The organism is Paraburkholderia fungorum (genome assembly GCF_046027605.1).
Taxonomy (GTDB): Bacteria; Pseudomonadota; Gammaproteobacteria; order Burkholderiales; family Burkholderiaceae; genus Paraburkholderia; species Paraburkholderia fungorum_F.
Genome location: NZ_JAQQEF010000005.1, coordinates 1 through 25,773, shown reverse-complemented (window position 1 = coordinate 25,773; position 25,773 = coordinate 1). Strand labels below are relative to the sequence as shown.

Sequence of the window (25,773 nt, the reverse complement as noted above, 5' to 3'; positions counted from 1 at the left end):
GGACACTAATGCACGCTTATCCGATTCTCAGTATTGCGATCTGGTTACCGATCCTCGTAGGTCTGCTGGTACTCGCCATTGGTTCTGACCGGAACCCGGCTCCGGCGCGCTGGATCGCGCTGATCGGCTCGGTCGTCAGCTTCATCGTGACGATCCCGCTGATTACCGGTTTTGATTCGAGCACCGCCGATCTGCAGTTCGTCGAAAAGGCGAACTGGATCGAGCGCTTTAACATCACGTACCACCTGGGCGTCGACGGCATCTCGATGTGGTTCGTCGTGTTGACCGCATTGATTACGGTGATCGTCGTGATCGCCGCGTGGGAAGTCATCACGAAGAACGTGGCACAGTACCTCGCTTCGTTCCTGATCCTGTCCGGCATCATGGTCGGCGTGTTCAGCGCAGCGGACGGCATGCTGTTCTACGTGTTCTTCGAAGCAACGCTGATTCCGATGTACATCATCATCGGCGTGTGGGGTGGGGCGAACCGCGTGTATGCGGCGTTCAAGTTCTTCCTGTACACGCTGATGGGTTCGCTGCTGATGCTGGTCGCGTTGCTGTACCTGTACATCGAAACCGGCACGTTCGATCTGGCTACATGGCAGAACGCGCAGATCGGCATGACGCCGCAGATATTGATCTTTATAGCGTTCTTCATGGCCTTCGCCGTGAAGGTGCCGATGTGGCCGGTTCACACGTGGTTGCCTGATGCCCACGTGGAAGCGCCAACCGGCGGCTCCGTCGTGCTGGCCGCGATCATGCTGAAGCTGGGCGCGTACGGTTTCGTGCGCTTCTCGCTGCCGATCGCACCGGACGCAAGCCACTTCCTCGCACCGGTCGTGATCACGCTGTCGCTCATCGCGGTGATCTACATCGGTCTGGTCGCGATGGTGCAGGCCGACATGAAGAAGCTGGTTGCGTATTCGTCGATCGCGCACATGGGTTTCGTGACGCTCGGCTTCTTCATCTTCAATCAGCTCGGCATGGAAGGCGCGATCGTGCAGATGATCTCGCACGGGTTCGTGTCGGGCGCGATGTTCCTGAGCATCGGTGTGCTGTACGACCGGATGCACTCGCGTCAGATCGCCGATTACGGCGGCGTCGTGAACGTCATGCCGAAGTTCGCGGCGTTTGTGATGCTGTTCTCGATGGCCAATTGCGGCTTGCCGGGTACTTCCGGTTTCGTCGGCGAGTTCATGGTGATTCTGGCTGCTGTCCAGTACAACTTCTGGATCGCGGGCGGTGCGGCTGTCACGCTGATTCTCGGTGCGGCCTACACGTTGTGGATGTACAAGCGCGTGTACTTCGGCGCGATTGCCAACGATCACGTGAAGAGCCTCATCGACATCAATCGCCGCGAATTTTTCATGCTGGCAGTGCTCGCCGCACTGACGCTGTTCATGGGCCTGTATCCGAAGCCCTTTACCGATGTGATGCACGTATCCGTGGAAAACCTCCTCTCCCACGTCGCGCAGTCCAAACTGCCGTTGCCACAGTAATGCAGAGCGGAGGAATTTAAAGATCATGCAAAACGCCCCTATGACTGCTCTGTTGCCCGACGCACTGGTGATGCTCGCCGTTGTCGTCGCGTGGCTCAACGACACGTTCGTCGGCCAGGCCGGTCGCCGTACCACGTATTTCATCGCGTTCTTCTCGACGCTGATTGCCGGCATCTGGTTCGCGGTGAACGCGTTCGACCCGCAGGTGCATTACTTCTTCGGTCACATGTATGTGGTGGATTCGTTCGCCAGTGTGATGAAGGCGGTGGTGACGCTCGGCTATGCGGTGTCGATCGTTTATTCGCGCCGGTACCTCGAAGATCGCGGCTTGTTCCGCGGCGAATTCTTCCTGTTGGGCATGTTCTCCTTGCTCGGCCAACTGGTGATGATCTCCGGCAACAACTTCCTGACGCTGTATCTTGGTCTGGAACTGATGTCGTTGTCGCTGTACGGTGCGATCGCACTGCGTCGCGATGCGGCGCCTTCGAACGAAGCGGCGATGAAGTACTACGTGCTCGGCGCGCTGGCTTCCGGCTTCCTGCTGTACGGCATTTCGATGCTCTACGGTGCGACCGGTTCGCTCGATCTGAACGAAGTGTTCAAGGCGATCGGCACAAGCCACTACGATCCGAGCGTGCTGCTGTTCGGCGTGATCTTCATCGTGGCGGGCGTGGCATTCAAGATGGGTGCGGTGCCGTTCCACATGTGGGTGCCCGACGTGTATCAGGGCGCGCCCACGGCAATGACGCTGATGGTCGGCGGTGGTCCGAAAGTGGCGGCGTTCGCGTGGGGCCTGCGCTTCCTCGTGATGGGTCTGCTGCCGCTGGCGGTTGAATGGCAGGAAATGCTTGTCATCCTCGCTGCGCTGTCGCTGATCGTCGGCAACATCACCGGTATCGTGCAACGTAACGTCAAGCGGATGCTCGCGTATTCGGCAATTTCGAACATGGGCTTCGTGTTGCTGGGCCTGCTGGCTGGCGTCGTGGATCACAAGACCACGGGTGCCGCCAACGCGTACGGCTCGGCGATGTACTACAGCATCGTCTACCTGATTACGACGATGGGCACCTTCGGCATCATCATGCTGCTGGCACGCCGCGATTTCGAAGCGGACACGCTCGAAGACTTCAAGGGCCTGAATCAACGTAGCCCGGTGTTCGCTTTCGTCATGATGGTGATGATGTTCTCGCTCGCCGGCATTCCGCCTGCGGTCGGTTTCTACGCCAAGCTCGCGGTGTTGCAGGCAACCATGAATGCCGGGTTGACGTGGTTGACCGTGTTGGCCGTCATCACGTCGCTGTTCGGCGCGTTCTACTACCTGCGTATCGTCAAGCTGATGTACTTCGACGAACCGCAAGACAAGTCGCCGATCCTCGCCGACACGAGCACGCGTGCATTGCTGGCACTCAATGGTGTTGCCGTGCTGGTGCTCGGTATCGTGCCGGATCCGCTGTTGAAGGCCTGCCTGCAGGCTATCCAGCACACGCTGCTGCTCTGATGTCGGCTGCGGGATGGTTTATCGTGTTGTTGGCGCTGGTCGGCGCCAACCTACCGTTCCTGAATCAACGGCTCTTCGCCGCCGTGCCGTTGCAGGCGGCGAAGAAGAGCGGCTGGATCCGGATTGCCGAATTGATCGTGCTGTACTTTGCGGTCGGCGCGCTCGGGTTTCTTCTGGAAGCACGCGCGGGTAACCGGTTCGAACAGGGGTGGCAGTTCTACGCGATCACGTTTGCGTTGTTCGTCGTGTTCGCATTCCCCGGCTTTACCTTCCAGTATCTCGTCAAACGCCGCTGACGGCCTCTCGCCGTCGCGCACCAAGCTGTTCTGAGGTCGCATATGGCTGAACTTCCCGATCACGACGCCGCGCTCACCGAGACCTGTATCGAGAGCGAAACGATCCATCAAGGGCCGTTCCTCACGCTCAAATGCGATACGGTCCGCTTGCCGGACGGTAAGCAAGCTACTCGCGAGTACGTTCAGCATCCGGGCGCCGTGATGGTGATCCCGCTATTCGACGACGGCCGTGTGTTGCTGGAAAGCCAGTACCGTTATCCGATGGGCAAGGTGATGGTCGAATATCCGGCGGGCAAGCTCGATCCGAACGAAGGCGCACTGGCTTGTGCGAAACGTGAGCTGCGGGAAGAGACCGGCTATACCGCGCGCGAGTATGTTTATCTGACGCGCATTCATCCCATCATTTCCTATTCGACGGAATTCATCGATATTTACCTGGCGCGCGGGTTGACTGCCGGCGAGCGCAAACTCGACGACGGCGAATTTCTCGAACTGTTCACAGCGACTGTGGCCGATGTGTCCGAGTGGGTGCGCACCGGCAAGATCACCGATGTGAAAACCGTCATTGGCACGTTCTGGCTGGAGAAGGTGTTGTCGGGTACCTGGCCAATGGCCGAGCCGCAATAGCGCACTGTTTAGAACGCAGACCGGGCGCGAGTCGCGCCGGCTGGAAAATCCGCAAAAAGCCCCTGTTGGTCCATGACCGCCAGGGGCTTTGCCATTGCGGGCAGAATATCGACTCAATGCGTTAGCCCGTGTCTGAAAAATGGGTTCTCGTCCTATGCCATCTGACAGTCTCGCCCCCCGTCCGTTGCCGCTCTAGTATCGATGTCTGGTAACGGAGTTTGTTATCGCATTTACTTTGGATAACGAATGATATGAGATGGCTTCGAGTGCGATCGTGTATTTTTTGGTTGTCACTTGACAACCAGACGCGTACACCTTAAATTGGAGGGTATAGATGGTTCGTGAAATCCATTCCAAGAAAGAAGTCGAGGCCGCGTTGGCTTACGCGGAAAGAATCGGCTGGTGTGTGCAGGGAGGCGGAAAAGGTCACGCGTGGGGAAAGATGTACTGCCCTTACAACGAGGCGGGGTGTCGCTGCGGTGAGTTTTGCATTTCGAGTGTGTGGAGTACTCCCAAGAATCCCGGCAATCACGCAAGGCACCTGAGGCGCATCGTCGACAACTGCACGGCGCGTCGGCAGTAAACGTGTTCGAAGGGCAAAAAGCCCGAAGCTGAATGAAGGCAGGAGTAGCTTATGGAATATGTGTTCACCTTGAAGTACCGGCTTGCCGCTGAAGATTGCGATCTTGACGAGATCGTCGAGCGGCTGGGCGAAGCGGGATGTGATGACGCTACGATCGGCGTAGGGCAGCCAGGACGCATCGCGCTGGTCTTTGCACGCGAGGGCGCGTCAGCGTTCGAAGCGCTTGTCAGCGCACTCAAAGATATCAAACAGGTCGTGCCGTCCGCACGCCTTGTCGAAGCGGGGCCGGATTTCGTCGGCCTTACGGATGTCGCTGAGGTGGCGGGCGTGTCACGGCAAAACATGCGTAAGCTGATGCTGGGCCATGCCATTGATTTTCCACCGCCGGTTCACGAGGGCAGTGCGTCGGTATGGCATCTGTCGGACATCCTGGATTGGCTGACCGCGCGTGGCGGGTATGACATCAAGGCGGACGTGTTCGATGTCGCGAAATCGACCAAGCAGATCAACCTCGCCAAAGAGGCGCTCGAACTCGAACCACGGCTTAACCGCCGACTCGAATCCCTTGTGGCTTAAAAGGTGCGCGGCGGCAAGCGCGAAACCATGGGGGCCATACGTTCAGCGCGCTCTTTCATCTACGGGTTTTCGATGTGCCGTTCGCAGATTGAGCCACCTTCGGCAGCCCGTTGCGCAAAGCGTTAAAATCGCGCACCGCGTTCGATTTGTCGGCGACGCCTGGCGTCAATGCGCCGTCCGTAAAAATTTACGAACGACCGTTCACAAATTTCCATTTTGCGCTAAACTGGCACGCAAGCCCTGATTCCACATGAAGGTCCTCGATTTACAGTGTCCGCATGGCCATCGGTTCGAAGGCTGGTTCGCTTCGGCGGATGATTTCGAGTCGCAGCAGTCCCGCAAGCTCATCGAATGTCCGATCTGCGGCGCGAACGAAGTGAGCCGTTTGCCGTCGGCGCCCCGACTGAATCTGTCGGGGGCGACTGATACGAAAGTCCCTGCGGGCTCGGCGGATATGCAGGCGCGTGTGATGCGTGCTTTGCGTGAGGTACTGGAAAAGACTGAGAACGTGGGCGACCGCTTCGCTGAGGAAGCACGGCGCATTCATTACAACGAAGCGCCGGCACGCAATATTCGCGGTGTCACGACACCGGAAGATGCGAAAGCCTTAGTCGAAGAAGGCATCGAAGTGATGCCGCTGCCGGTCCCGGCTGCCTTGAAGGAACCGCTGCAATAGCGCAGTGGCTCACTGGCGGCGGGCGGTCGCGGCCAGGAGACACTACGCATGAATCTGGACTATTCCCCCGCTGACGACGCATTCCGCGCCGACATCCGCGCCTGGCTCGAAGCGAATTTGCCTCGCGAGCTGAGCGACAAGGTACTCAACCACAAACGTCTGAACCGTGAAGACTTCGCTGGCTGGCACAAGCTGCTCGGCACGCGCGGCTGGTCGGTCATCGCGTGGCCGAAGGAATACGGTGGCCCAGGCTGGGACGCGACCCAACGGCATATATGGGACGAAGAGTGCGCGCGTATCGGCGCGCCATCGGTGCTGCCGTTCGGCGTCTCGATGGTGGCGCCCGTGCTGATGAAGTACGGCAATGAGGCGCAGAAGCGCCACTATCTGCCGCGCATCCTCGACGGTACAGACTGGTGGTGTCAGGGCTATTCCGAGCCTGGCTCCGGCTCCGACCTGGCCTCACTGCGCACGCGTGCCGAGCGCGTCGGCGATCACTATGTGGTCAACGGCCAGAAAACCTGGACCACGCTGGGCCAGTACGCCGACATGATGTTCTGCCTCGTGCGCACCGACAGCGGTGCGAAAAAGCAGGAGGGCATCTCCTTCCTGCTGATCGACATGAAAACGCCCGGTATCACCGTGCGCCCAATCATCACGCTCGACGAAGACCACGAAGTCAACGAAGTCTTCTTCGAGGACGTGAAGGTGCCCTTCGAGAATCTGGTCGGCGAAGAGAACCGTGGCTGGACTTACGCGAAGTACCTGCTTGGGCACGAGCGCACGGGTATCGCTCGTGTCGGTCAATCGAAGCGCGAACTCGTATTTCTGAAGCGCCTCGCGCTGGATCAGAAGAAGAACGGCAAACCGTTGCTGCAGGATCCTGTGTTTGCCGCCAAAGTCGCAAGTCTCGAGATCGAACTGATGGCGCTCGAAGTCACCGTGCAACGCGTGGTGGCCAATGAAACCGGCGGACGTGGGCCGGGACCCGAGGCGTCCATGCTCAAGATCAAGGGCACGGAAGTGCAGCAAGCACTGACTGAACTGATGGTCGAAGCAATCGGGCCGCTCGCCGCACCGTTCGACGTGCCATTCCTCGAAGGCGAACGCGAACATAGCCTCGCCGGTGACGATGACGCCGCGCCGTTGGCCGCGTACTACTTCAACTTCCGCAAGACGTCGATTTACGGCGGCTCGAACGAAATTCAAAAGAACATCATCGCGCAGATGATTCTGGGACTTTGAGGAGCGGCGCATGGACTTCACTTTCAACGACGAACAACAGCAATTTGCTGACGCGCTGCGCCGCTATCTGGACAAGAGTTACGGGTTCGAGGCGCGCCAGGCGATCGTGCAATCGGAAGCCGGCGTGTCGGATCTGCACTGGGCCGCCTTTGCCGAACTCGGCCTGACCGCTTTGCCGGTGCCGGAAGCTCACGGTGGCTTCAAGGGCAGCCCGATCGATATGCTGGTCGTCATGCAGGAGCTCGGGCGTGCTTTGGTCATCGAGCCGTATTGGGCGACCGCAGTGGGCATCGAGGCACTGCGGCTGGCGGGCACGCAGCAGGGCGAAGACGCATCTCTGCTCGAACGTGCGGCTCAGGGCGAGATCAAGCTGGCAGTGGCATTTCACGAGCCGCACGCGCGCTACGACCTGTTCGAGGTCGAAACTGTTGCGAACGGGCAGCGCGATCAGCAGACGTTGACTGGCACGAAATCGGTTGTGTTGCACGGCGCGCAAGCGGATTACTGGATCGTGCCGGCGAGGCTCGATGGCGAGATCGCGCTCTTTGTCGTCGCTCACGATGCGGCTAGCGTTGCAGTGACCGACTACCGCACAATCGACGGCCAGCGCGCCGCGACACTCAAGTTCAACGGTACGCCGGCTCGCCAACTCACCGGCAAACACGCCGGTGCCGCAGCCCTGGAACACATCGCGGACTACGGCACGGTATTGCTGTGTGCGGAAGCCGTTGGCGCGCTCGACGCGTTGAACCATGCAACGGTCGAATACACCAAAACGCGCCAGCAGTTCGGCCAGCCGATCGCACGGTTTCAGGCGTTGCAGCACCGCATGGTCGAGATGCTGATTCACGCCGAGCAGGCGCGGTCGGTCACTTATCTCGCGGCCATGCGTTACACGAGCGCAGATGCCGACGTACGTCGTCGCGCGGTCTCCGCCGCGAAAGCGCGAGTGGGTCAGGCCGCACGCTTTGTTGGTCAGCAGGCGGTCCAGTTGCACGGCGGCATGGGCGTCACGAACGAAGTCGCGGCGGCGCATCTGTTCAAACGTCTTGCTATCATCGAAACCACGTTGGGCGATGTCGATCACCATCTCGCGCGGTTCGCCGCGCTGCCCGGCTTTGTCATCGCCGAAGCTTGATCAGCCGGGCGAATCGGAAGAAAGAGGTGTGACGATGGGTCTGAGTTATGAAGACATGGTAGTCGGCACGACTACCGAAATCGGCAAGCATACTTTCACGCGCGAAGAGATTGTCGAGTTCGCGGAGAAGTTCGATCCGCAGCCGTTTCATCTGGACGAGGCTGCAGCCGCAGCGTCCCCGTTTCGCGGACTGGTCGCAAGCGGCTGGCACACCTGTTCGGTCATGATGGGCATGCTGGTGCGCAACGCGATCGCGGGTTCCACGTCGATGGGCTCGCCCGGCATCGACGAAATTCGCTGGTTAAAGCCGGTGCGCGTCGGCGACACGATCACGATGATGAACGCCATACTCGACAAGCGCGTGTCGGAGAGCAAGCCGGATCGCGGCATCGTTTCAACGCAGTGGGAAGGCTTCAACCAGCACGGCGAAATGGTGATTACGGTACGCTCCAAGGCTTTGTTCGGACTGCGCAATCCGGGGGCCGCGTCGTGACGGGCAGCGCGTTGCCTGCCGCTACGTTGGGCGATGCGGCGGCGTTGCGCGCGCTGATTGGCGCTGAACCGCTCGTGAGCGACTGGCTGACGGTCGATCAGGCGAGCGTCGATCGTTTCGCCGAGGCCACCGGCGATCGTCAATGGATTCACGTCGACCCCGAGCGGGCGCGGCGTGAGTCGCCGTTCGGCGGTCCGGTCGCGCATGGATTCATGACGCTGTCGCTGATTCCCGCGCTACTCGACCAGACGGTGGCGCTCGAGCAGCGTATGGGCGTCAATTACGGCTTGAATCGCGTGCGGTTCACGTCGCCGGTGCTGGTCGGTTCGCAACTGCGGGCACAGTTCGCGGTTGAATCCGTCACTGACGTCGACAATGCGGGTGTGCAGGTCGAGTGGAACGTGACGCTGGAGCGGCAGGGTAGTGAGCGGCCCGTATGTGTTGCGGCATTTATCACGCGGCACTATTTCTAACGCTGATGACTAACTCCCGGTTGGCAAAAAAGCGCGAGTGGCAGTAACGCCATCTCGCGCTTTTTCATATCGACGTACGTACGGCTGACAGTGACGCTGCGGTCACATTGCAACGCGAAAGAACACCCACGCCACGGGACGGCCGCAAATTACCGCTTCGCGTACTGCGTCGCACCGAATAGCATTTCCTTGGCCTTATCGTCCATAAGCGGCTTGCGGGCCGACGCCAGCACCTCGACACCGCGCACGACCGCCGGACGTGCGGCGATTTCTTCATGCCAGCGCTTCACATTCGGAAGCGCATCGAGTTCGACCCCCTGGTTTTGCCACGAACGGGTCCACGGAAACGCGGCGATATCCGCGATCGTGTAATCGTTGCCGGCCAGATACTGCGTCTTGCCGAGTTGTGTATCCATTACGCTATAGAGGCGTCGCGTTTCGTTCGTGTAGCGATTGATCGCGTATTCAATCGGCTCCGGCGCGTAGATGCGGAAGTGATGCGTTTGCCCGAGCATGGGGCCTAATCCGCCCATCTGGAACATCAGCCATTGAAGTGTTGCATAGCGTGCGGCCGGATCGGTCGGCAGGAACTTGCCGGTTTTTTCGGCGAGATAAAGCAGAATCGCGCCCGATTCGAATAGCGCGAACGGTTTGCCGTCGGCACCCTTGGGACCCTCGGAATCGACGATCGCCGGAATCTTGTTGTTCGGGCTAATAGCGAGGAACTCGGGTTTGAACTGGTCGCCCGCGCCGATATCCACGGCATGTGCGGTGTATGCGAGGCCGGTCTCCTCGAGCATGATGTGAACCTTGTGGCCGTTCGGGGTGGCCCAGCTATAGACGTCGATCATCCTGGCTCCTTCGTTTCGTGGAAGCGGCGCCACCAAGGGCGCCGCAGTCGACGAAAATTAGAGCACAGATCGGACGATGCTGCTGGCCGTGAACTCGCGCGATCGCCTCGTCCCCGACCTCAAACCCGCGTAATCGGCGTCTCCACGCGAGCCGCGGCCTCCGCATCCATATAGCGCGCCAATTCGAGCTTTGCGATCGCGTTGCGATGCACTTCGTCTGGGCCATCGGCGAAGCGTAAGGTCCGTGCGGATGCATACGCATACGCCAGCGGAAAATCGTCGCTGACGCCGCCGCCGCCGTGCGCCTGGATCGCCCAGTCGATCACCTGACACGCCATATTCGGCGCGACCACCTTGATCATCGCAATCTCGCCGCGCGCGCCCTTGTTGCCGACAGTGTCCATCATGTATGCGGTCTTCAACGTCAACAGACGCGCTTGCTCGATCATGCAGCGTGCTTCGGCGAGACGCTCCTGCGTGACGCCTTGCGCTGCGACCGGCTTGCCGAACGCCACGCGTTGTAGCGAGCGCTTCGCCATCAACTCAATCGCGCGCTCGGCGAGGCCGATCAACCGCATGCAATGGTGGATGCGTCCCGGTCCGAGGCGGCCTTGGGCGATTTCGAAACCACGTCCTTCGCCGAGCAGCATGTTGGTGGCTGGCACGCGCACGTTTTCGAGCGTGATTTCCATGTGGCCGTGCGGCGCGTCGTCGTAACCGAACACGGTGAGAGGGCGGTGCACGGTGATGCCGGTAGCGTCGGCGGGGACCAGAATCATCGACTGTTGTGCATGGCGCGGCGCCTCAGGATCGGTCTTGCCCATCACGATGTAGACCTTGCAGCGCGGATCCCCCGCACCGGACGACCACCACTTGTGGCCGTTGATCACGTAGTAATCGCCATCGCGCACGATGCTGGTCTGAATATTGGTCGCGTCCGACGACGCCACGTCCGGCTCGGTCATCAGAAACGCCGAACGGATGTGGCCTTGCAGCAGCGGTTCGAGCCATTCGCGCTTGTTGTCGTCGCTGCCGTAACGCTCGATCGTTTCCATGTTGCCGGTGTCGGGCGCGTTGCAGTTGAACACTTCCGGCGCCCAGGGTACACGGCCCATGATTTCGCACAGCGGCGCGTATTCAAGATTCGTCAGACCGGCGCCGCGGATCGATTCAGGCAGGAACAGATTCCACAAGCCGGCGTCGCGCGCCTTCTGTTTCAGTTGCTCGATCAGTTCAGTCGGCAGCCAGGCGTTGCCGTTCTGGCGATTGCGCGCGATCTCGGCGTAGAACGCCTGCTCGTTCGGATAGATGTGTTCGTCAAAGAAGGCGAGCAGTTTCTCGCGCAGCGCCTGAACCTTCGGGGTGTAATCGAAATTCATATATGACCTCGCGGATGACGAATGACGTTTGTTCGGGAGCGCAGTTCGGTGCGCCGATTCGATTCGGTTAGCGCACCTTCTGCGCGTAGCGCCAGGCGAGTTCGGCCATCGGCTTGGCACGACGGCCGGCATCGAGCGCCTGAGCGCTGGCCGCCGTGCCGTCAACCACACGTTTCATGATCCCTTGCAGGATCGCGGCGATGCGGAACATGTTGTACGCCAGATAGAAATTCCAGTCGCCGTGGATCTCGAAGCCGGTGCGCTTGCAATAGCGCTCGACGTATTGGGTTTCGTCGGGAATCCCAAGGGCTGCCCAATCGAGACCCGCGATGCCGCGGAATTGCGTCGGGTCGACGTGCCATGCCATGCAGTGGTAGGCGAAGTCGGCGAGCGGATCGCCGAGCGTCGACAGTTCCCAGTCGAGCACGGCGAGTACCCGTGGCTCATTGGGATGGAAGATCAGATTGTCGAGCCGGTAGTCGCCATGCACGACCGAGGCACGCTCGCTCGTTTCGGCCGGCATATGTTGCGGAAGCCATTCGATCAGGCGTTGCATCGCGTCGATCGGTTCCGTTTCGGATGCGATGTACTGTTTGCTCCAGCGGCCGATCTGGCGCGCGAAGTAGTTGCCCGGTTTGCCGTAGTTCGCAAGGCCGATTGCCGTGACATCGACGCTATGCAACGCGGCAATCACGCGATTCATTTCATCGTAAATTGCCGTGCGCTCCGCAGGCGTCATGCCGGGCAAGGACTGGTCCCACAGCACGCGGCCCTCGACGAACTCCATCACGTAGAACGCCCGGCCAATCACGCTCTCGTCCTCGCACAACGCGAGCATGTTCGCGACAGGCACGTCGGTGTCGGCAAGCGCATGCATCACCCGGTATTCGCGTTCGACGGCGTGCGCCGAGGGCAGTAACTTCGCGGCTGGCCCGGGCTTGGCGCGCATCACATACGCACGCGATGGCGTGACGAGCTTGAAGGTGGGATTGGACTGGCCGCCCGCGAATTGTTCCAGCGTGAGCGGTCCGGCGAATCCGTCGAGATGCTGGCTTAGCCACGCGGCGAGCGCGTCACTGTCGAAGCGTTGCCGCTCGTTGACCGGACGCGTGCCCTCGAAGTCTGAGTAATCCGGTTTGTGTTCTGGTTCGCCGGTCTGTGTGGCTTGCACCATATGTCTCCTCCAGTTCGGTTCAGCTACGCTTGTATTGAATGAATTGTGCGTAGAGCATTTCCATCGTGGTGTTGCGAACGTCGCGATGGAGCGGCGACGGCGGGGAATAGTTGATCGTGCGCAGCACCCAGTCGCGCGGCGCGGCGCCGACGTCGAGCGCGTTGATGCAACCGGTGGCCTGCGCCAGATGGCCGAAGAAAGTGCGCCCTCCGGCGGTGAGCGCGTGCGACAGAATCGCGCGATTCACTCCACCGTGCAGCACCAGCAGCACGGTGTCCCACGACGTGTCCTCGCGCAATGCCGCCACCGCGGGCAACACGCGGTCGAACAACGCGCCGATGGTTTCGCCGTCGAGAAAGCGTGTGCTTTCCGGCACGATGCCGTCGAACACACCGAGAAATGCCGCTTCCATGTCCTGGAGTGGAATATTGCCAAGCTTACCGCCGCGAATTTCCTGCCATGCAGGCTCGATCTCGATCTCGATCCGCTGACCGGTCTCGGCCAATACGCGCTGCGCGGTTTCGACCGTGCGCGGCAAACCGCTCACGATCACCCGGTCGAACCGGACTTGCTGCCCGGCGAACACGCGGCCTGCCGCGCTTGCCTGCTCGCGGCCGTTCGCATTTAACGGTACGGTTTCAGGATCGATCGCGCGGCCGCTGTCGTCGAAGTAGGTCACGTCGCCGTGACGCATCAGGAAGACCCGGCGGCGCTTCGGGAGTTGATAGTCAGGCATTGTCCCTTCGTTCACTGAGGTTCACTTGTAGACCGGCGCGCGTTTTTCGAGGAATGCGGAAATTCCTTCGAGCCCTTCGCGATGGTGCAGGGATGCGACGAAGCTGTCGCGCTCGGCAACCAGATGTTCGGCGAGCGGCTGGGTGCCGGCCGCGCTAATGAGCCCCTTGATGCGCGCGACCGAATTCGGCGAAATCTTGCCCAGCTCGTCAGCCCAGGCGACAGCCGTGTCGCGCACTGTGCCGGCCCTCGCCAGTTTGTTGACGACGCCGAGTTCGTGCAGACGCGTGGCGCCGATCGGTTTGCCTTCGATCAGCACCTCGGTTGCCAGCTGGCGCGGCAACGCCTGCGCGAGAAACCATGAGCCGCCGCCGTCGGGCGTGAGACCGACGCGCGCATACGACATCACGAACCTGGCGTCCTCCGCGGCGACGATCAGATCACATGCGAGCGCCAGCGAAAATCCCGCGCCGGCCGCGGCGCCATCGACAGCAGCGATCACCGGCTTCGACGACAGACGCAGCGCCGAAATCCATTCGCCCAGCAGATCGATGCTCTCGGCCTGTACCGATGGATCTTTCGCACGGTTTTCCAGTAGACGGTTCAGATTGCCGCCGGCACAAAAGAAGTTGTCCGCGCCGGTAATCACGACCGCGCGGATCGACGGATCGCGCTCGACTGAATCGAGCGCCTCGATGCCCGCGGCATACATGTCCGGATGCAGCGCATTGCGTGCGCCGGGGTTCGACAGCGTGAGGACTAGCGTCGATTCGCTTTCGGTCGGGCGCGAGGTCAGCAGTTCGGCGCTCATTGTTGGGTCTCCGTTTGAGTGTCGGCGGCGTCGCGTTGAGTGAGCGACAGGCCAAGTTGCGCACGCCGTGCCAGCCACGGCGACGGACGGTAGCGTGGATCGCCGAGTACGCTATAGATATTGCGCAAGATGGTGAGAATTGTTGCCGCGCCAAGTGCATCGCCGAGTGCGAGCGGCCCACGCGGGTAGCCGAGGCCGAGCATCACGGCGAGGTCGATATCGTCCGGCGTGGCGATCTGTTTCTGTGCGATGTCGCAGCCGATATTGACGATGGTCGCCACCACGCGTTGCGCGACGAAGCCTGTCGAGTCGCGGATGACGGTGACGGGAATGCCGTCAGCGGCAAACAGCGCGTGCGCGGTCTCACGTGCGGCGCGGCTGGTGGCGGGTGTCGTCATCAGCGTGCGGCGTTGCGCCGCGAGCAGCGGGAATAGCGCGTCGATAGCGACAACGCGGGTGGCATCGAGTGCTTCGTCGACGGCAGCGGTGGTCGCGTCATGACCGAATGGTGTCACGACGATCAGCGAGTCCGCTGCGGGCGTGGCGCCTTCGTCGAGCTTGACGCCGGCCTTGGTGACGAGTTGCGCAACGGCTTCATGCGCTTGCGGATAGCGCTTGCTGACCCACACGCTTTGCGGCAGTTCGGTCGGCGCGGGCGCCTCGGCGGGCACTTGCTGTTTGCCGTCTTCATAGCGGTAGAAGCCTTCGCCCGTCTTGCGGCCGATCAATCCGCCCGCGAGCCGCGTGCCCGTGATCGGCGAGGGCGTAAAGCGCGGCTCTTCGTAGAACTGGTGATAGATCGATTCCATCACGGGATGCGATACGTCGAGCGCGGTCAGATCGAGCAGTTCGAACGGCCCGAGACGAAACCCCGCCTGCTCGCGCATGATACGGTCGATGTCTGCGAAGCTCGCCACGCCTTCGCCCGCCACGCGCAGGCCTTCGGTATTCATGCCGCGGCCGGCATGATTGACGATGAAGCCGGGCATGTCTTTCGCGCGCACCGGCGTGTGGCCCATGCGGCGCGCGAGATCCATCAGCGCGTCGCCGGCGGCGGGATCGCTGCGCAGCCCGTCGATCACTTCGACGACCTTCATCAACGGAACCGGATTGAAGAAATGGTAACCGGCTACGCGCGACGGATTCGTGCAGCCCGCCGCAATCGCGGTAATCGACAACGACGACGTATTCGATGCCAGCACGCAGCGCCCGCTTACCACTGCTTCGAGTTCGCGAAAGAGGGCTTGCTTCACCTCGAGCTTTTCGACGATCGCCTCGACGACCAGATCGCAATCGGCCAGATCGCCGATGACCTGCGCGCCGCTCACGTTCGCCAGCGCGGCGAGCGAGCGGGCCTGATCGAGCTTGCCTTTGGCGGTCAATTTGGCGAAAGTCTCGGCAAGGTAGTCGCGCGCGGCGCCGATCGCGGCGGGATTCGTGTCGTACAGACGTACGGTAAGGCCCGCCAGTGCGGCAATCTGGGCGATGCCACGACCCATTGCACCGGTTCCAACGATGCCGATAGTCTCGATGCTGAAATTGCGAGAGGTCATTGTGATGCTCGACTCCATGGTTATTTTAGAATAGCACGATCGTGCAATTTACTGGATGATTGATCGAAGGCCGCCGCATTTGATGTCGACGCGCGGTCTCAAACAACTCGAAGGAAGGAGACACCCGATGATCAAGCTGTGCGGTTTCGCGCTCTCGAACTATTACAACAAGGTGAAGTTCGTGCTTCTCGAACACGGCATTCCGTTCGAGGAAGTGTTCGTGCTGCCGAGCCAGGAAGAGACGATGCTCGAGCATTCTCCGCTCGGCAAGGTGCCCTATATCCAGACCGAGCACGGCGATCTGTGCGAATCGCAAAGCATCGTCGAGTACCTGGCCGCGCGTTTTCCCGACAAGGCGATTTTCTCTGCTGACCCATGGGAGGCGGCCAAGGAACGCGAGTTGATCATGTTCGTGGACGTGCATCTCGAACTGACCGCACGCAATCTCTACAAGCAGGCGTTCTTCGGCGGTACCGTGACTGACGCAACCAAGGGGCGTGTTGAGAAGTTGCTCGCACATCACATTGCCGGCTTCAAGCGGATTGCGAAATTCGGACCGTATCTGGGCGGCGAGCGTTTCAGTGTCGCTGACGCGGCGGGTTATGTGAGCCTGCCGCTGGTCGGCATGGCGACGCAGACTGTCTACGGTCGCGACTTCCTGCTCGACGCCGGTGTGGACTGGAAAAGCTATGTGAAGGCGATCAACGCCCGGCCGGCCGCGCAACGCGTGACCGAAGATCGTAAGGCGTATATCGCGGCCTCGCGTCCGGCGTGAGGTGTGGCGGCATTGAGGCCGAAATGAATCCGGGCGTGCAACGCACGTGCGGGCCGCTGCGCGCGATGGCGAGGAACGTGGGTTCGTTCGCAGCATCGCGCGGGACCTCCTAGAGCCGCGCCAGCCGCTCGAGCGCGGTGGCGAGAGTGGCTTCCTGCTTGGCAAAACAGAAACGCACCACGCCCGATTCATGGGCTTCGTGATAGAACGCCGAGACTGGGATCGCCGCGACACCAACTTCGCCGGTCAGCCATTGCGCGAAATCGGCTTCGGGCAAATCGCTGATCGCCGAATAGTCGACGCATTGAAAGTACGTGCCCGTGCAAGGCAGTAGCTTGAAGCGGGAATCCGCGAGGCCGGCGCGGAAGAAGTCGCGTTTCTTCTGATAAAACGCGGGCAGATCCAGATACGGTGCCGGATCCTTCATGTAGCCGGCAAGACCGACCTGCATCGGCGTGTTGACCGTGAACACGTTGAACTGGTGCACTTTGCGGAATTCCGCAGTGAGCGCGGCGGGCGCGGCGACGTAGCCGACTTTCCAGCCAGTGACGTGGTAGGTCTTGCCGAAGCTCGACACCACGAAGCTGCGCTGCGCCAGTTCCGGATAACGCGCCACGCTTTCGTGCGGCGCGCCGTCGTACACCATGTGTTCATACACTTCGTCCGACAGAATCAGTACGTTCGTGCCGCGTACGATTTCCTCGAGCTTGCGCATGTCTTCGCTGCGCCAGACTGTCCCGGTCGGATTGTGCGGCGTATTGATCAGCAGGAGCCGCGTTTTCGGGGTGATCGCGGCGGCAAGCTTGTCGAACGGGATCGTGTAGTCGGGCGCTTCGAGCGTGACGAATACCGGTTTGCCGCCAGCCAGCTCGATCGACGGCAGGTAGCTGTCGTAGGTCGGCTCGACCACGATCACTTCGTCGCCCGGATGCACGGTGCAGAGAATCGCGGTCAGCAGCGCCTGCGTGGCGCCCGCGGTCACGGTGATCTCGCTGGTGGCGTCGTAGCGGCGGCCGTACAGATTGGCGATCTTGTCCGAAATCGCCTGACGCAGCGGCACGGCGCCCGCCATTGGCGGGTATTGATTGTGGCCGTCGCGCATGGCGTTCGCGACGGCGTCGACAATGCGGGGATCGCAGCCGAAGTCGGGGAAGCCCTGGCCGAGGTTCACCGCGCCTTTTTCGGCGGCGAGCGCGCTCATCACGGTGAAGATCGTCGTGCCGACGTCCGGCAGGCGAGACGGAAACGAGGGACTCATGGGCGTGTCGTGCGGTGCATTCATGGCGCTGTCCGGAGCGGGGTCGAGTGAATTGGCGAAAGGCGTCGTTTGAAAAGGACGAAGCCTGATTGTAGGGAAAACGCGGCGCTGCGTGCGCACCTTCGGCCCAACGTTGGCCATCCGGCCAAGGGTCATAGGGTTACACGGGTTACTGCACGGGCGCGGGTTCGTCTGCCGCGCTCATACAGGCGCTGACGAACGGCGCCGGCTGTGCAATCTGAAAACCGAAGTCGCGCGCAATCCGTTTGGCAAGTTTCAAGACCGCGCGGTCTTTCGATACCAGCCAGTGGGCCTGCGCGGCGTGGGCGAGTTCGAGGAATTTCTGGTCGTCGCGGTCTTTGCATTTGGGCAGCGGGCTGGCATCTTCCGCGGGTGCCGTGGGCTCGACCAGCTGCGCGAGCCGTGCGACGACGGCAAGCGCCGCCGCCTTGTCGACATTGCGATGCACGAATTGCGGATAGTCGAGCACGTGGGCGAGTTCGGCGAGGCAGCGCGCGTCGATCAGCGCGGCCAGCGCGCCGCTTTCGAGCGCGGCGCGGATCGGCCGCGTGTGCGGATCGTCGAACACGAGAATATCGATCCACACATTGGAATCGAGGACGACGCGCAAAGCGCCGTGTGAGGCATGGGAACCGGGCATTCGTTACAATCTGGCTTTCGTCTTTGACCGCCAGGCACGGCGTGCCTGCAAGCCTCTATGATAATCGTTCTGTCGCCGGCGAAATCGCTCGACTACGAAACCCCTCCGCACGTCAAAAAACACACGATCCCCGATTTCGTCGACGACGCGGCCGAATTGATCGGCGGCTTGCGTCGTTTGTCGCCGCAGCAGATCGGCTCGCTGATGAGCATTTCCGATCAGCTTGCGCACCTCAATTTCCAGCGTTACGCGGAGTGGTCGCCGAGTTTTGGCACGCACAACGCCAAGCAGGCGGTACTCGCGTTCAATGGCGACGTATACGAAGGCTTCAACGCGAAGACGTTGTCGTCGGCCGATCTGGATTACGCGCAAAGCCACGTCCGCGTGCTGTCCGGCCTCTACGGATTGCTGCGCCCACTCGACCTGCTACAGCCGTATCGGCTCGAAATGGGTACGCGCTTTGCCAACGCGCGCGGCAAGGATCTTTACGCGTTCTGGGGCGAGCGGATCACGCAGGCTTTGAACGCGCAACTGAAGAAGAACACGGTCGCGTCGCGCGTGCTGGTCAACTGCGCGTCGGGCGAGTACTTCAAGTCGGTCAAGCCCAGGCTTCTCGACGCGCCGATCGTCACGCCCGTGTTTGAAGACTGGAAGGGCGGCCGCTACAAGATCATCAGCTTCCACGCCAAGCGCGCGCGCGGTCTGATGGCGCGCTACGCGGTCGAGAACCGCCTCGACAAGCCCGAGCAGTTGAAGGACTTCGACTCCGAAGGCTATGCATTCGACGCCGAAGCCTCGAACGATTCCACTTACGTATTCCGCCGTCGCATCGCCGACCAGGCGATTGCCGCGCATACAAGCACTTAAGCAGGGAAGCACATCATGACGTTATCGATTACGAGCAACTTCGACGCGGGCGCAATCGAAGTGCTGGCTTGCGAAGACGCTGGCAACATCCGTCTGCGCGTGCGGCCCGACAGTCACGCCGAGTTCGCGCAGTGGTTCTATTTCCGTTTGTCCGGCGCGTCCGGTGAGCGCTGCGTGATGATCTTCGAAAATGCCGCGGCGTGCGCTTTCGCCGAAGGCTGGCGCGACTATCAGGCGGTGGCAAGCTACGACAGGGTGAACTGGTTCCGCGTGCCGACTTCCTACGACGGGCGTGTGCTGACGATCGACCACACGCCTGATTTCGACCGCATCTACTACGCGTATTTCGAGCCGTATGGCGAGGAACGCCACTCGGAGTTTCTCGGCGCGGTCCAGCAATTGCCACAGGCCACGCTCACGGAATTGGGCAAGACTGTCGAAGGCCGGCCGATGTCGCTGCTGACGCTCGGCACGCCGCAAACCGGCGAGACGCCGAAAAAGAAGATCTGGCTGATCGCGCGCCAGCATCCGGGCGAAACGATGGCCGAATGGTTTATCGAAGGTCTCGTCAAGCGTCTCGTGGGCTGGGGCGATTGGGTGGGCGACCCGGTGGCGCGCAAGCTCTACGATCACGCGGTGTTCTACATCGTGCCGAACATGAATCCGGACGGCAGCGTGCACGGCAATCTGCGCACCAACGCGACGGGTGCGAACCTGAACCGCGAATGGATGGAACCAGACGCCGCGCGCAGTCCCGAGGTGCTGGTGGTGCGTGACGCAATTCACGCGACCGGTTGCGATCTCTTTTTCGATATCCACGGCGACGAAGCGCTGCCCTACGTCTTCGTGGCCGGCTCCGAAATGCTGCCGGGTTTCACCGAGCGGCAGGGGGAGGAGCAGAAAGCGTTCATTGAGGCGTTCAAGCATGCGAGTCCCGACTTCCAGGACAAGTACGGCTACGCCGCGAGCAAGTATCGCGAGGATGCGCTCAAGCTGGCTTCAAAGTACATCGGCAATGAATTCGGCTGTCTGTCGTTGACGCTGGAGATGCCGTTCAAGGACAACGCCAACCTGCCGGACGAGCGGGTGGGTTGGAACGGCGAACGTAGCGCTTCGCTGGGCGCCGCCATGCTGCAGGCAATTTTGCGGCACGTGGAGACGTTTGCCTGACCTGCCGTTTCAAAAAAAGCGGGCACACACTGTATAGGTGTGTGCCCGCTTTTTACTTGGCGCCGGAATGACCCCGAAGCGCGGGTCAGTCGAAATGACTGCGAGGTCTTTGCCCGTTATTGACTCTTTTTCGCCGTGGACTTCTTCGCGGCCGATTTGCTCGAAGACTTGCTGGAAGTTGCTCGCGAAGATTTTCCCGAGCTTGCCTTCGAGGACTTGCCAGCCGCTTTCTTCGTCGTTGTTTTGCCGCCGGCGGAGTGTTTGCCCTTCACGCTCTTATGCTTGCCCGACGACGCACGCGATCCTGCCGATCCTGAACTCTGCGCGCGCGCCGGGGGCACTGGATCGTTCCAGCTGAACGCGAGCATCTGGGCGCCTACATAGCCGCAGCGGAACTTGAGATCGGCTGGATCGCCGTCGCCGCTCTGACGGATACCGAGACCTTCGACTGTCACGATGTTGTCCACCTTGACACGCTGCTTGCCCTCGTCGAACGAATCGTTCCAGGGCGTGACGGACGCATGCGCGTTGTCGAAGGAGTTGGGTGGAAATTCGACATGGTCGAAGACGGTCGATGTGCTTGCAACAAAATCGCCATGCGCAGCGCAGTCTGCGACTAACGGGTCTGCATGCATGTCATTGACAAATTTGTTGACGAGATCGTTGTGCTGTTCGAGTTGATCGGCGTATGCGGGAGCAGTGCAGATGAGCGAGAGACTCGCTGCAAATGTTGCTAACCGGCCGACCAGCCGCAGTAATCGGCGCGGTACGTTGGGGCGATCCATCTAGTTCGTTAGACGCTAAGAGACGTGAGGCACGTAAGATGCACGGCGAGAGGGATGAGTTCAATCCTGACACAAATATTTTGTCCTGTCGTGGTGCATGGACTCAAGCGCTTACGTGTCGAGATGACTGATTGCCGCAGATAGATACTCGATGCCGCGTCTCTGTCAGGTGCGTGGGCCGCCCAATCGATAACGGCGCACATCATAAGTGGTGACCCACGCCGGACGATAGACCGCGATCAATGCCGTCGACATGCCTGTGAACCAGGCCTCGCCGGTGGCTAGCAGAAGCACGCTGAACGCGTAGCCGGCCGGCACCACGGTCATCGAACCGTCGGCCAGTGCGATGTGAACGCCAAGCGCCGCGGCCGCCGTGAGCGACACGGCAATGGCGGGTGAGACAAAACCCTGGCCCAGGATGAACATGAAGAGATTACGCGGCAGCCAGGCGATGCTGGCGCGCTGGATCAAGGTCGAGATGCCGACAGGCAACGCACCGAACACGAGGAAAGTCAGCGCAATGCCTTGCCACGGGGCGTCGAAGATGACAGCGGCGAGACCAGTGACGATCGCCATGGCGATTAGCGCCAGCGCCCAATCGAATAATGTGACGACCAGCGTGGCGCCGAGCAGATGCATGACCGTGCCGTCGTCGAGCCACGCGTTGCTCGCCCACAGCACCGACACCGCGACGATGATCGCGAGCCAGACATGCTGGAGCGTGCCGTCTTGAAGTCGTTTGAAAGGATTTTTCCACAGCGCGAGCGCGACCACTATCGCAGTGGCGATCCAGCCACCGACAGCGACCCAGAACGGAAGCGGTGTGTAGAGGAAACCCATGTATCTCATATTACTCGTTGGACGAGAAAAGGTGTGAGCGGATTCCATGCCAGCCGGCGCAAACGCTGCCAGAAAGTGCACCTTCCGATTCTGGCGTGTGCGCCGGCTGAGGTTATGCGGGACCTTGCATGACCTGCTCCGCCGCCGGCCCGGCGGGCATATCGCCGTAAGGCGTGCTCGGTTCGGCTGCCATTGGCAGCGTGTCGGCCGTGTCGTTCGCGGGCAACGGATACTGAAAGCGCTGCGGCGTGCGGCGCCGCAATGGCACCACGCCGGCTTGCCCCATTACCGGACGGAGCGGACCTGCGTCTCCGTTGCGCAGTACTTGCAAATGAGCTGACAGCCAGCCGTTGTAGAGCGCGACCGCCGCAGCGCGATTGGGCGCGCCGAGTTGCTGAAATATGCTGGTCAGATGGATCTTGACGGTGCCTTCACTGATGCCGAGCGTGCGCGCAATCATCTTGTTGGTGCTGCCCATGTGGACGCAGCGCATGATCTGCTCCTGGCGAGGCGACAGGCCGCTGGAAAGTTTGGTCCTGCGCGGTGGCGGAGTCTTTTCGTCGAACGGCCGGATGACCGCGTCCGGCGGTAGCAGCGGCTTGAGCGCCAACGCGCCGGGCGGCACGTAGTGACCGCCTAGCAGAACCATCTCGAAAGCGCGCACGATCAGGCAGGGGTCGGTTTCGCGCGGAACCACGCCGAGCACACCTTCGTCCATCAGGTCCCTCACGACGGCTGGCGAGACCTCGTCGGTCAGCACGGCAATGCGCAGGTCCGGGTAGTGGCTAAGCAGATGACGGGCATCGTCAACCGACATCCAGTCCTGCCAATCGATCACGAGCAGGTCGGGGCGCAGGCGCTTGAGCGTACGCTCAACCTGACGCCAATCCTGTGCTTCGTTGAAGCGTGCTAGCCGGTCGATTTGCCGCAGCAGCGCTTTGAGTCCATCGCGGCGTTCCGCGTCTGAGTTGAGTATTGAGAATCGCATGCCATGTCTCCAGATGAATCGGGCGAGGTGGCGCGATGTGTGCGGTCCGGCGGGGGTGCCGAGCGCACTACGATGCGCCACCGACACTATGATGGCAAATTCCCTTCGTTTTGACGGCCTGTCCAAAAGGCATAGGAGGAATGACACAAAAAAGCCCCGCGCGCGGCGGGGCTTCCTGGTGTCGACGGCGCGGCTCAATCGCGCCGGTGGCTCAGTGGAAATGCGGTTGCGCGGGCTCCGCGTCCTCCGGCATTTCGGCGTGGACGATTTCGCCAAGCGGGTCCGCGTAGAGCGGGACACCGCAGTCATCACAATATTCCGGCTCGAAGCGGCCCGAGTGGCGGCGCACGTCAGTCACACCGGTTTCCTTGAGCAACGCGACGATTTCTTCGATCGGGTCATCTGACGCAGCGGTCTCTTGCGGTTCTTCATCGATACCGGGTTCGCCGTTCTCGCGGCCATAAAGTGGCCATACGACGCCGTAGATCACGTCGTTGCTGCCGCGGCGCGTGAAGCCAACGCGGTATTCGTCGATACGGCGCTCGCCGAAGCCCGCGACAACCGCGCGCAACTCCTGCGGCGCCGCGCCGATTGTGTCGAACAGGTAGCGCACTGCTGTACGCACCGTATGAGGGCGCACGCGTTCGTCGGCGTCGCGGCAAGCTGAATAATAGGCGTCTGGCAGCAGGCACTCGAATTCACATCCGGGCAGTACCAGCGAAAGATTCGCGCCGCCTTGCGTTGCCCATTGTTCAAGGCATTGGCCACGCTCGATCCGGCTGCCGTTTTCTTCCTCCTGCCAGCGAAACGCCGGCTCGCCTACCGGCGCCGCGACCACAGCCAGCAGAAAGCGCGGGTCGGCAAGGATCGGTGAAGTTTCCGGCAGTTCGCCAAAATTGAGTTTGACGTTGCCGCCGGCCATCGCTGCTTGAGCGAGTTGCTGGGCGATGCGCCAGGTTTCGACGTGGTGACGCGGTAGCTGATCGATGCTGTACAGGAACGGCACCATGGCGACACGCGTATTGGCTGCGAGCACGTGCGCCTGCAGGTGCGCGCGCAGCGCGTCGGCTGCGTCCGCCTTGAGCGGGCCCGAAGGAATCATGTAGCGAGTCCAGGCCAGCACGGGCGCGGCAATCAGCAGCGCCTCGTAAGGAGCGCCTTCATGTTCGACGATGAACGACTCGCTGTGCGTCTCTGCCATGTCGGCGAGTGCGCCGTAAGCATCGGGATGATTTTGCTGCAGATGATCGAGCGCGGCGTCCAGCGTAGTCTGGTTGGCGTTGCGGACGATCTTGGCCAGCAGCACATCGAGCTTCGCTTCCCAGAAGCGATCTTCGGTGCGGCTGCCCGACGCGAAAAGCGCGAGCGAGAGACCGACAAGCTTGTCGGCATCGGGGGGGAGACGTTTGGCGATTCGCGAGCGCATAAATCCGGAAGTTGGGTGCACAGAACCTTATATTCTAGTCTTTTCTATGCCGACATATTATTTGGCTGAATATGCCGAATGGATTGGGACGTTTCCGCGCTGAAAATAAGCCTCTTGCGGGTGCCTCCGGATGCGTTGCATGGCGCCTTGGCCGAATGATATAAGTCGTGCCCAGGGGCGCGACTCGCTTCTATACTGACTGCGTTCAGTGGGCGCCTGACAAGCGTGTCTATTCTTCGCTGTGGTCTGGCACAACAGGAGATTCATAGTGAAATCCGACCAACTGATTGAACGTCTCGCGGCGGTGTTCGCGTTGATCATATTGGTGGGCGGGTCCCTGCTGGTGCTGGCGCCTTTTACGACCGCGTTGCTGTGGGGCGCGATTCTTAGTTATAGCTCATGGGGCTTGTACCGGCGCCTGACTGCGGCCGTCGGCGGCCGGCGGAAGCTGGCCGCTACGTTGATCGTACTCATCATTCTGGTTGTGGTGCTTGGCCCGTTCGTGTATGCGGGCTTTGCTTTCGGTGCGCACGTTCACGACATCGTCGCGTTGGTGCAAAGGCTCTTCGAGGCTGGCTTGCCGGATTTGCCGCCGTGGGTGGGGCGAATCCCGCTGATCGGCTCGAACATCGAGACGTTCTGGGCAAATGTAACGAGCAGCAACTCCGAACTGATCGCGCAAATGCATGCGCTTGCGGCGCCGGCTGGCAAGTGGATCCTGGCGGCTGCGATTGCCGTTACGCATGGTCTGGGTTTGTTGGCGCTGAGTATCGTGCTTGCATTCTTCTTTTATACCGGAGGGGAGGGCGCTGCGGCCTGGCTGAGGGCGGGCATGCGGCGCATCGCCGGCGAACGCGCCGATTACTTGCTGGCGTTGGCGGGCAGCACGGTGAAGGGCGTGGTCTACGGAATTCTCGGCACGGCGCTTGTGCAAGGCATTCTTGCCGGCTTCGGTTGCTGGATTGCGGGCGTCCCGGCGCCAGCACTGCTTGGTCTGGCGACGTTCTTCCTGTCCGTGATACCGGGCGGTCCGGTTGTCGTCTGGTTGCCCGCGGCGATCTGGCTGTATCACGGCGGCGCAACGGGTTGGGCAATTTTTCTGGTCGTGTGGGGCGTGTTGGTCGTCGGCATGTCCGACAATGTCATCAAGCCGATACTGATTGGTAAGAGTAGTGACATGCCGCTAATACTGGTGATGCTGGGCATCCTGGGTGGCGCGTTTGCTTTTGGCTTCCTTGGCGTTTTCATCGGCCCAACTTTGCTGGCAGTTGCTTATACCGTGCTGCACGATTGGACGATCGGTGCTCCGGCAGCGCATGCTCTGACGGCTGACTTGAAAGTGCCGGCTGCCGAGGAGTCAGGGCGCATAGAAAAGGCGCCTTGAAATAAATTCCAG

General features: G+C 61.1%; 27 protein-coding genes. 15 read left to right on the top strand and 12 right to left on the bottom strand.

The features are described 5' to 3' along the window. Positions 1-8: 8 nt before the first annotated feature. The 11 genes from PQR53_RS10595 (at position 9) to PQR53_RS10545 (ending at position 9,104) form a co-directional block, all read left to right on the top strand. Positions 9-1,499, top strand: coding sequence for an NADH-quinone oxidoreductase subunit M (locus PQR53_RS10595; RefSeq protein ID WP_179741653.1), 1,491 nt, complete (start codon positions 9-11; stop codon positions 1,497-1,499). 25 nt (positions 1,500-1,524) lie between these two features. Next, complete coding sequence (gene nuoN / locus PQR53_RS10590) at positions 1,525-2,997, top strand: NADH-quinone oxidoreductase subunit NuoN (RefSeq protein ID WP_093639649.1); 1,473 nt, start codon at positions 1,525-1,527, stop codon at positions 2,995-2,997. Next, entirely contained in the window at positions 2,997-3,293 is a 297-nt protein-coding gene (locus tag PQR53_RS10585) for a DUF2818 family protein (RefSeq protein ID WP_179741655.1), read from the top strand. The genes nuoN and PQR53_RS10585 overlap by 1 nt, the downstream gene beginning before the upstream one ends. A 42-nt stretch (positions 3,294-3,335) precedes the next feature. Next, positions 3,336-3,920 carry an NUDIX domain-containing protein gene (locus PQR53_RS10580; protein ID WP_408452895.1) on the top strand — a complete coding sequence of 195 codons (585 nt, stop codon included), beginning with the start codon at positions 3,336-3,338 and terminating at the stop codon, positions 3,918-3,920. A gap of 334 nt (positions 3,921-4,254) precedes the next feature. Further along, positions 4,255-4,503, top strand: a complete 249-nt coding sequence (locus PQR53_RS10575) for a hypothetical protein (RefSeq protein WP_408452892.1) — start codon at positions 4,255-4,257, stop codon at positions 4,501-4,503. A gap of 51 nt (positions 4,504-4,554) precedes the next feature. Beyond that, positions 4,555-5,079, top strand: coding sequence for a helix-turn-helix transcriptional regulator (locus PQR53_RS10570; protein ID WP_408452890.1), 525 nt, complete (start codon positions 4,555-4,557; stop codon positions 5,077-5,079). 250 nt (positions 5,080-5,329) lie between these two features. Continuing rightward, positions 5,330-5,755, top strand: coding sequence for a DUF1178 family protein (locus PQR53_RS10565; protein ID WP_179741658.1), 426 nt, complete (start codon positions 5,330-5,332; stop codon positions 5,753-5,755). 48 nt (positions 5,756-5,803) lie between these two features. Then, the gene (locus tag PQR53_RS10560) at positions 5,804-7,000 is read left to right on the top strand and encodes an acyl-CoA dehydrogenase family protein (RefSeq protein WP_408452887.1); all 1,197 of its coding nucleotides are present in this window, start codon (positions 5,804-5,806) and stop codon (positions 6,998-7,000) included. 10 nt (positions 7,001-7,010) lie between these two features. Continuing rightward, positions 7,011-8,138 carry an acyl-CoA dehydrogenase family protein gene (locus PQR53_RS10555; RefSeq protein ID WP_408452885.1) on the top strand — a complete coding sequence of 376 codons (1,128 nt, stop codon included), beginning with the start codon at positions 7,011-7,013 and terminating at the stop codon, positions 8,136-8,138. A 34-nt stretch (positions 8,139-8,172) separates the two neighbouring features. Continuing rightward, complete coding sequence (locus PQR53_RS10550) at positions 8,173-8,631, top strand: MaoC family dehydratase (RefSeq protein WP_408452882.1); 459 nt, start codon at positions 8,173-8,175, stop codon at positions 8,629-8,631. Then, a complete protein-coding gene (locus PQR53_RS10545) occupies positions 8,628-9,104 on the top strand; it encodes a MaoC family dehydratase (protein ID WP_408452879.1) in 477 nt (158 codons plus the stop codon). The genes PQR53_RS10550 and PQR53_RS10545 overlap by 4 nt, the downstream gene beginning before the upstream one ends. Positions 9,105-9,253: 149 nt before the next feature. Here the strand turns inward: PQR53_RS10545 and PQR53_RS10540 are convergent, their stop codons facing one another. The 6 genes from PQR53_RS10540 to PQR53_RS10515 form a co-directional block, all read right to left on the bottom strand. Next, positions 9,254-9,955: a glutathione binding-like protein gene (locus PQR53_RS10540; RefSeq protein WP_408452876.1), complete on the bottom strand. Its 702-nt coding sequence runs from the start codon at positions 9,953-9,955 to the stop codon at positions 9,254-9,256. Between the two features lie 119 nt (positions 9,956-10,074). After that, positions 10,075-11,334 carry an acyl-CoA dehydrogenase family protein gene (locus tag PQR53_RS10535; protein WP_408452874.1) on the bottom strand — a complete coding sequence of 420 codons (1,260 nt, stop codon included), beginning with the start codon at positions 11,332-11,334 and terminating at the stop codon, positions 10,075-10,077. Between the two features lie 67 nt (positions 11,335-11,401). Then, positions 11,402-12,508, bottom strand: coding sequence for a phosphotransferase (locus PQR53_RS10530; protein ID WP_408452872.1), 1,107 nt, complete (start codon positions 12,506-12,508; stop codon positions 11,402-11,404). A gap of 19 nt (positions 12,509-12,527) precedes the next feature. Then, positions 12,528-13,244, bottom strand: a complete 717-nt coding sequence (locus PQR53_RS10525) for a histidine phosphatase family protein (RefSeq protein ID WP_408452870.1) — start codon at positions 13,242-13,244, stop codon at positions 12,528-12,530. Positions 13,245-13,265: 21 nt separating this feature from the next. Next, positions 13,266-14,054 carry an oxepin-CoA hydrolase, alternative type gene (locus tag PQR53_RS10520; RefSeq protein ID WP_179741666.1) on the bottom strand — a complete coding sequence of 263 codons (789 nt, stop codon included), beginning with the start codon at positions 14,052-14,054 and terminating at the stop codon, positions 13,266-13,268. Further along, positions 14,051-15,607, bottom strand: coding sequence for a 3-hydroxyacyl-CoA dehydrogenase (locus tag PQR53_RS10515; protein ID WP_408452868.1), 1,557 nt, complete (start codon positions 15,605-15,607; stop codon positions 14,051-14,053). The genes PQR53_RS10520 and PQR53_RS10515 overlap by 4 nt, the downstream gene beginning before the upstream one ends. 127 nt (positions 15,608-15,734) lie before the next feature. Here PQR53_RS10515 and PQR53_RS10510 point away from each other — a divergent pair, with 127 nt between their 5' ends. Further along, positions 15,735-16,382 carry a glutathione S-transferase family protein gene (locus PQR53_RS10510; RefSeq protein ID WP_179741668.1) on the top strand — a complete coding sequence of 216 codons (648 nt, stop codon included), beginning with the start codon at positions 15,735-15,737 and terminating at the stop codon, positions 16,380-16,382. A gap of 109 nt (positions 16,383-16,491) precedes the next feature. Here the strand turns inward: PQR53_RS10510 and PQR53_RS10505 are convergent, their stop codons facing one another. Continuing rightward, a complete protein-coding gene (locus tag PQR53_RS10505) occupies positions 16,492-17,664 on the bottom strand; it encodes a pyridoxal phosphate-dependent aminotransferase (RefSeq protein ID WP_408452866.1) in 1,173 nt (390 codons plus the stop codon). Between the two features lie 145 nt (positions 17,665-17,809). Then, positions 17,810-18,301 carry a putative toxin-antitoxin system toxin component, PIN family gene (locus PQR53_RS10500; RefSeq protein WP_408452864.1) on the bottom strand — a complete coding sequence of 164 codons (492 nt, stop codon included), beginning with the start codon at positions 18,299-18,301 and terminating at the stop codon, positions 17,810-17,812. Between the two features lie 57 nt (positions 18,302-18,358). On the opposite strand from PQR53_RS10500, the gene yaaA reads away from it, so the two are divergent. Both yaaA and PQR53_RS10490 read left to right on the top strand, forming a co-directional pair. Continuing rightward, positions 18,359-19,168: a peroxide stress protein YaaA gene (gene yaaA / locus PQR53_RS10495; RefSeq protein WP_408452862.1), complete on the top strand. Its 810-nt coding sequence runs from the start codon at positions 18,359-18,361 to the stop codon at positions 19,166-19,168. A gap of 15 nt (positions 19,169-19,183) precedes the next feature. Then, positions 19,184-20,338, top strand: a complete 1,155-nt coding sequence (locus PQR53_RS10490; RefSeq protein ID WP_408452860.1) for a M14 family metallopeptidase — start codon at positions 19,184-19,186, stop codon at positions 20,336-20,338. 116 nt (positions 20,339-20,454) lie between these two features. Here the strand turns inward: PQR53_RS10490 and PQR53_RS10485 are convergent, their stop codons facing one another. The 4 genes from PQR53_RS10485 to PQR53_RS10470 form a co-directional block, all read right to left on the bottom strand. Then, entirely contained in the window at positions 20,455-21,123 is a 669-nt protein-coding gene (locus tag PQR53_RS10485; protein WP_408452857.1) for a BspC domain-containing protein, read from the bottom strand. A 165-nt stretch (positions 21,124-21,288) separates the two neighbouring features. Next, complete coding sequence (locus PQR53_RS10480) at positions 21,289-21,963, bottom strand: energy-coupling factor ABC transporter permease (protein WP_408452854.1); 675 nt, start codon at positions 21,961-21,963, stop codon at positions 21,289-21,291. A 112-nt stretch (positions 21,964-22,075) separates the two neighbouring features. Next, on the bottom strand, positions 22,076-22,951 hold the full coding sequence (locus tag PQR53_RS10475; RefSeq protein WP_408452852.1) for a response regulator transcription factor: 876 nt from the start codon (positions 22,949-22,951) through the stop codon (positions 22,076-22,078). Between the two features lie 211 nt (positions 22,952-23,162). Beyond that, entirely contained in the window at positions 23,163-24,377 is a 1,215-nt protein-coding gene (locus tag PQR53_RS10470) for a DUF2863 family protein (protein WP_408452850.1), read from the bottom strand. Positions 24,378-24,645: 268 nt separating this feature from the next. Here PQR53_RS10470 and PQR53_RS10465 point away from each other — a divergent pair, with 268 nt between their 5' ends. Continuing rightward, positions 24,646-25,761 (top strand): AI-2E family transporter, encoded by a 1,116-nt coding sequence (locus PQR53_RS10465; protein ID WP_408452847.1) that lies wholly within the window; start codon positions 24,646-24,648, stop codon positions 25,759-25,761. Positions 25,762-25,773: the final 12 nt, after the last annotated feature.

Excerpts from the sequence above, each read along its gene's own strand:
- PQR53_RS10550 (WP_408452882.1), top strand. The coding sequence starts at position 8,173 with ATGGGTCTGAGTTATGAAGACATGGTAGTCGGCACGACTACCGAAATC.
- PQR53_RS10470 (WP_408452850.1), bottom strand. The coding sequence starts at position 24,377 with ATGCGCTCGCGAATCGCCAAACGTCTCCCCCCCGATGCCGACAAGCTT.
- PQR53_RS10570 (WP_408452890.1), top strand. The coding sequence starts at position 4,555 with ATGGAATATGTGTTCACCTTGAAGTACCGGCTTGCCGCTGAAGATTGC.
- PQR53_RS10585 (WP_179741655.1), top strand. The coding sequence starts at position 2,997 with ATGTCGGCTGCGGGATGGTTTATCGTGTTGTTGGCGCTGGTCGGCGCC.
- PQR53_RS10510 (WP_179741668.1), top strand. The coding sequence starts at position 15,735 with ATGATCAAGCTGTGCGGTTTCGCGCTCTCGAACTATTACAACAAGGTG.
- nuoN (WP_093639649.1), top strand. The coding sequence starts at position 1,525 with ATGCAAAACGCCCCTATGACTGCTCTGTTGCCCGACGCACTGGTGATG.
- PQR53_RS10480 (WP_408452854.1), bottom strand. The coding sequence starts at position 21,963 with ATGGGTTTCCTCTACACACCGCTTCCGTTCTGGGTCGCTGTCGGTGGC.
- PQR53_RS10535 (WP_408452874.1), bottom strand. The coding sequence starts at position 11,334 with ATGAATTTCGATTACACCCCGAAGGTTCAGGCGCTGCGCGAGAAACTG.
- PQR53_RS10595 (WP_179741653.1), top strand. The coding sequence starts at position 9 with ATGCACGCTTATCCGATTCTCAGTATTGCGATCTGGTTACCGATCCTC.
- PQR53_RS10565 (WP_179741658.1), top strand. The coding sequence starts at position 5,330 with ATGAAGGTCCTCGATTTACAGTGTCCGCATGGCCATCGGTTCGAAGGC.
- PQR53_RS10490 (WP_408452860.1), top strand. The coding sequence starts at position 19,184 with ATGACGTTATCGATTACGAGCAACTTCGACGCGGGCGCAATCGAAGTG.
- yaaA (WP_408452862.1), top strand. The coding sequence starts at position 18,359 with ATGATAATCGTTCTGTCGCCGGCGAAATCGCTCGACTACGAAACCCCT.
- PQR53_RS10505 (WP_408452866.1), bottom strand. The coding sequence starts at position 17,664 with ATGAATGCACCGCACGACACGCCCATGAGTCCCTCGTTTCCGTCTCGC.
- PQR53_RS10530 (WP_408452872.1), bottom strand. The coding sequence starts at position 12,508 with ATGGTGCAAGCCACACAGACCGGCGAACCAGAACACAAACCGGATTAC.
- PQR53_RS10575 (WP_408452892.1), top strand. The coding sequence starts at position 4,255 with ATGGTTCGTGAAATCCATTCCAAGAAAGAAGTCGAGGCCGCGTTGGCT.
- PQR53_RS10500 (WP_408452864.1), bottom strand. The coding sequence starts at position 18,301 with ATGCCCGGTTCCCATGCCTCACACGGCGCTTTGCGCGTCGTCCTCGAT.
- PQR53_RS10485 (WP_408452857.1), bottom strand. The coding sequence starts at position 21,123 with ATGGATCGCCCCAACGTACCGCGCCGATTACTGCGGCTGGTCGGCCGG.
- PQR53_RS10540 (WP_408452876.1), bottom strand. The coding sequence starts at position 9,955 with ATGATCGACGTCTATAGCTGGGCCACCCCGAACGGCCACAAGGTTCAC.
- PQR53_RS10525 (WP_408452870.1), bottom strand. The coding sequence starts at position 13,244 with ATGCCTGACTATCAACTCCCGAAGCGCCGCCGGGTCTTCCTGATGCGT.
- PQR53_RS10515 (WP_408452868.1), bottom strand. The coding sequence starts at position 15,607 with ATGACCTCTCGCAATTTCAGCATCGAGACTATCGGCATCGTTGGAACC.
- PQR53_RS10555 (WP_408452885.1), top strand. The coding sequence starts at position 7,011 with ATGGACTTCACTTTCAACGACGAACAACAGCAATTTGCTGACGCGCTG.
- PQR53_RS10560 (WP_408452887.1), top strand. The coding sequence starts at position 5,804 with ATGAATCTGGACTATTCCCCCGCTGACGACGCATTCCGCGCCGACATC.
- PQR53_RS10475 (WP_408452852.1), bottom strand. The coding sequence starts at position 22,951 with ATGCGATTCTCAATACTCAACTCAGACGCGGAACGCCGCGATGGACTC.
- PQR53_RS10520 (WP_179741666.1), bottom strand. The coding sequence starts at position 14,054 with ATGAGCGCCGAACTGCTGACCTCGCGCCCGACCGAAAGCGAATCGACG.
- PQR53_RS10580 (WP_408452895.1), top strand. The coding sequence starts at position 3,336 with ATGGCTGAACTTCCCGATCACGACGCCGCGCTCACCGAGACCTGTATC.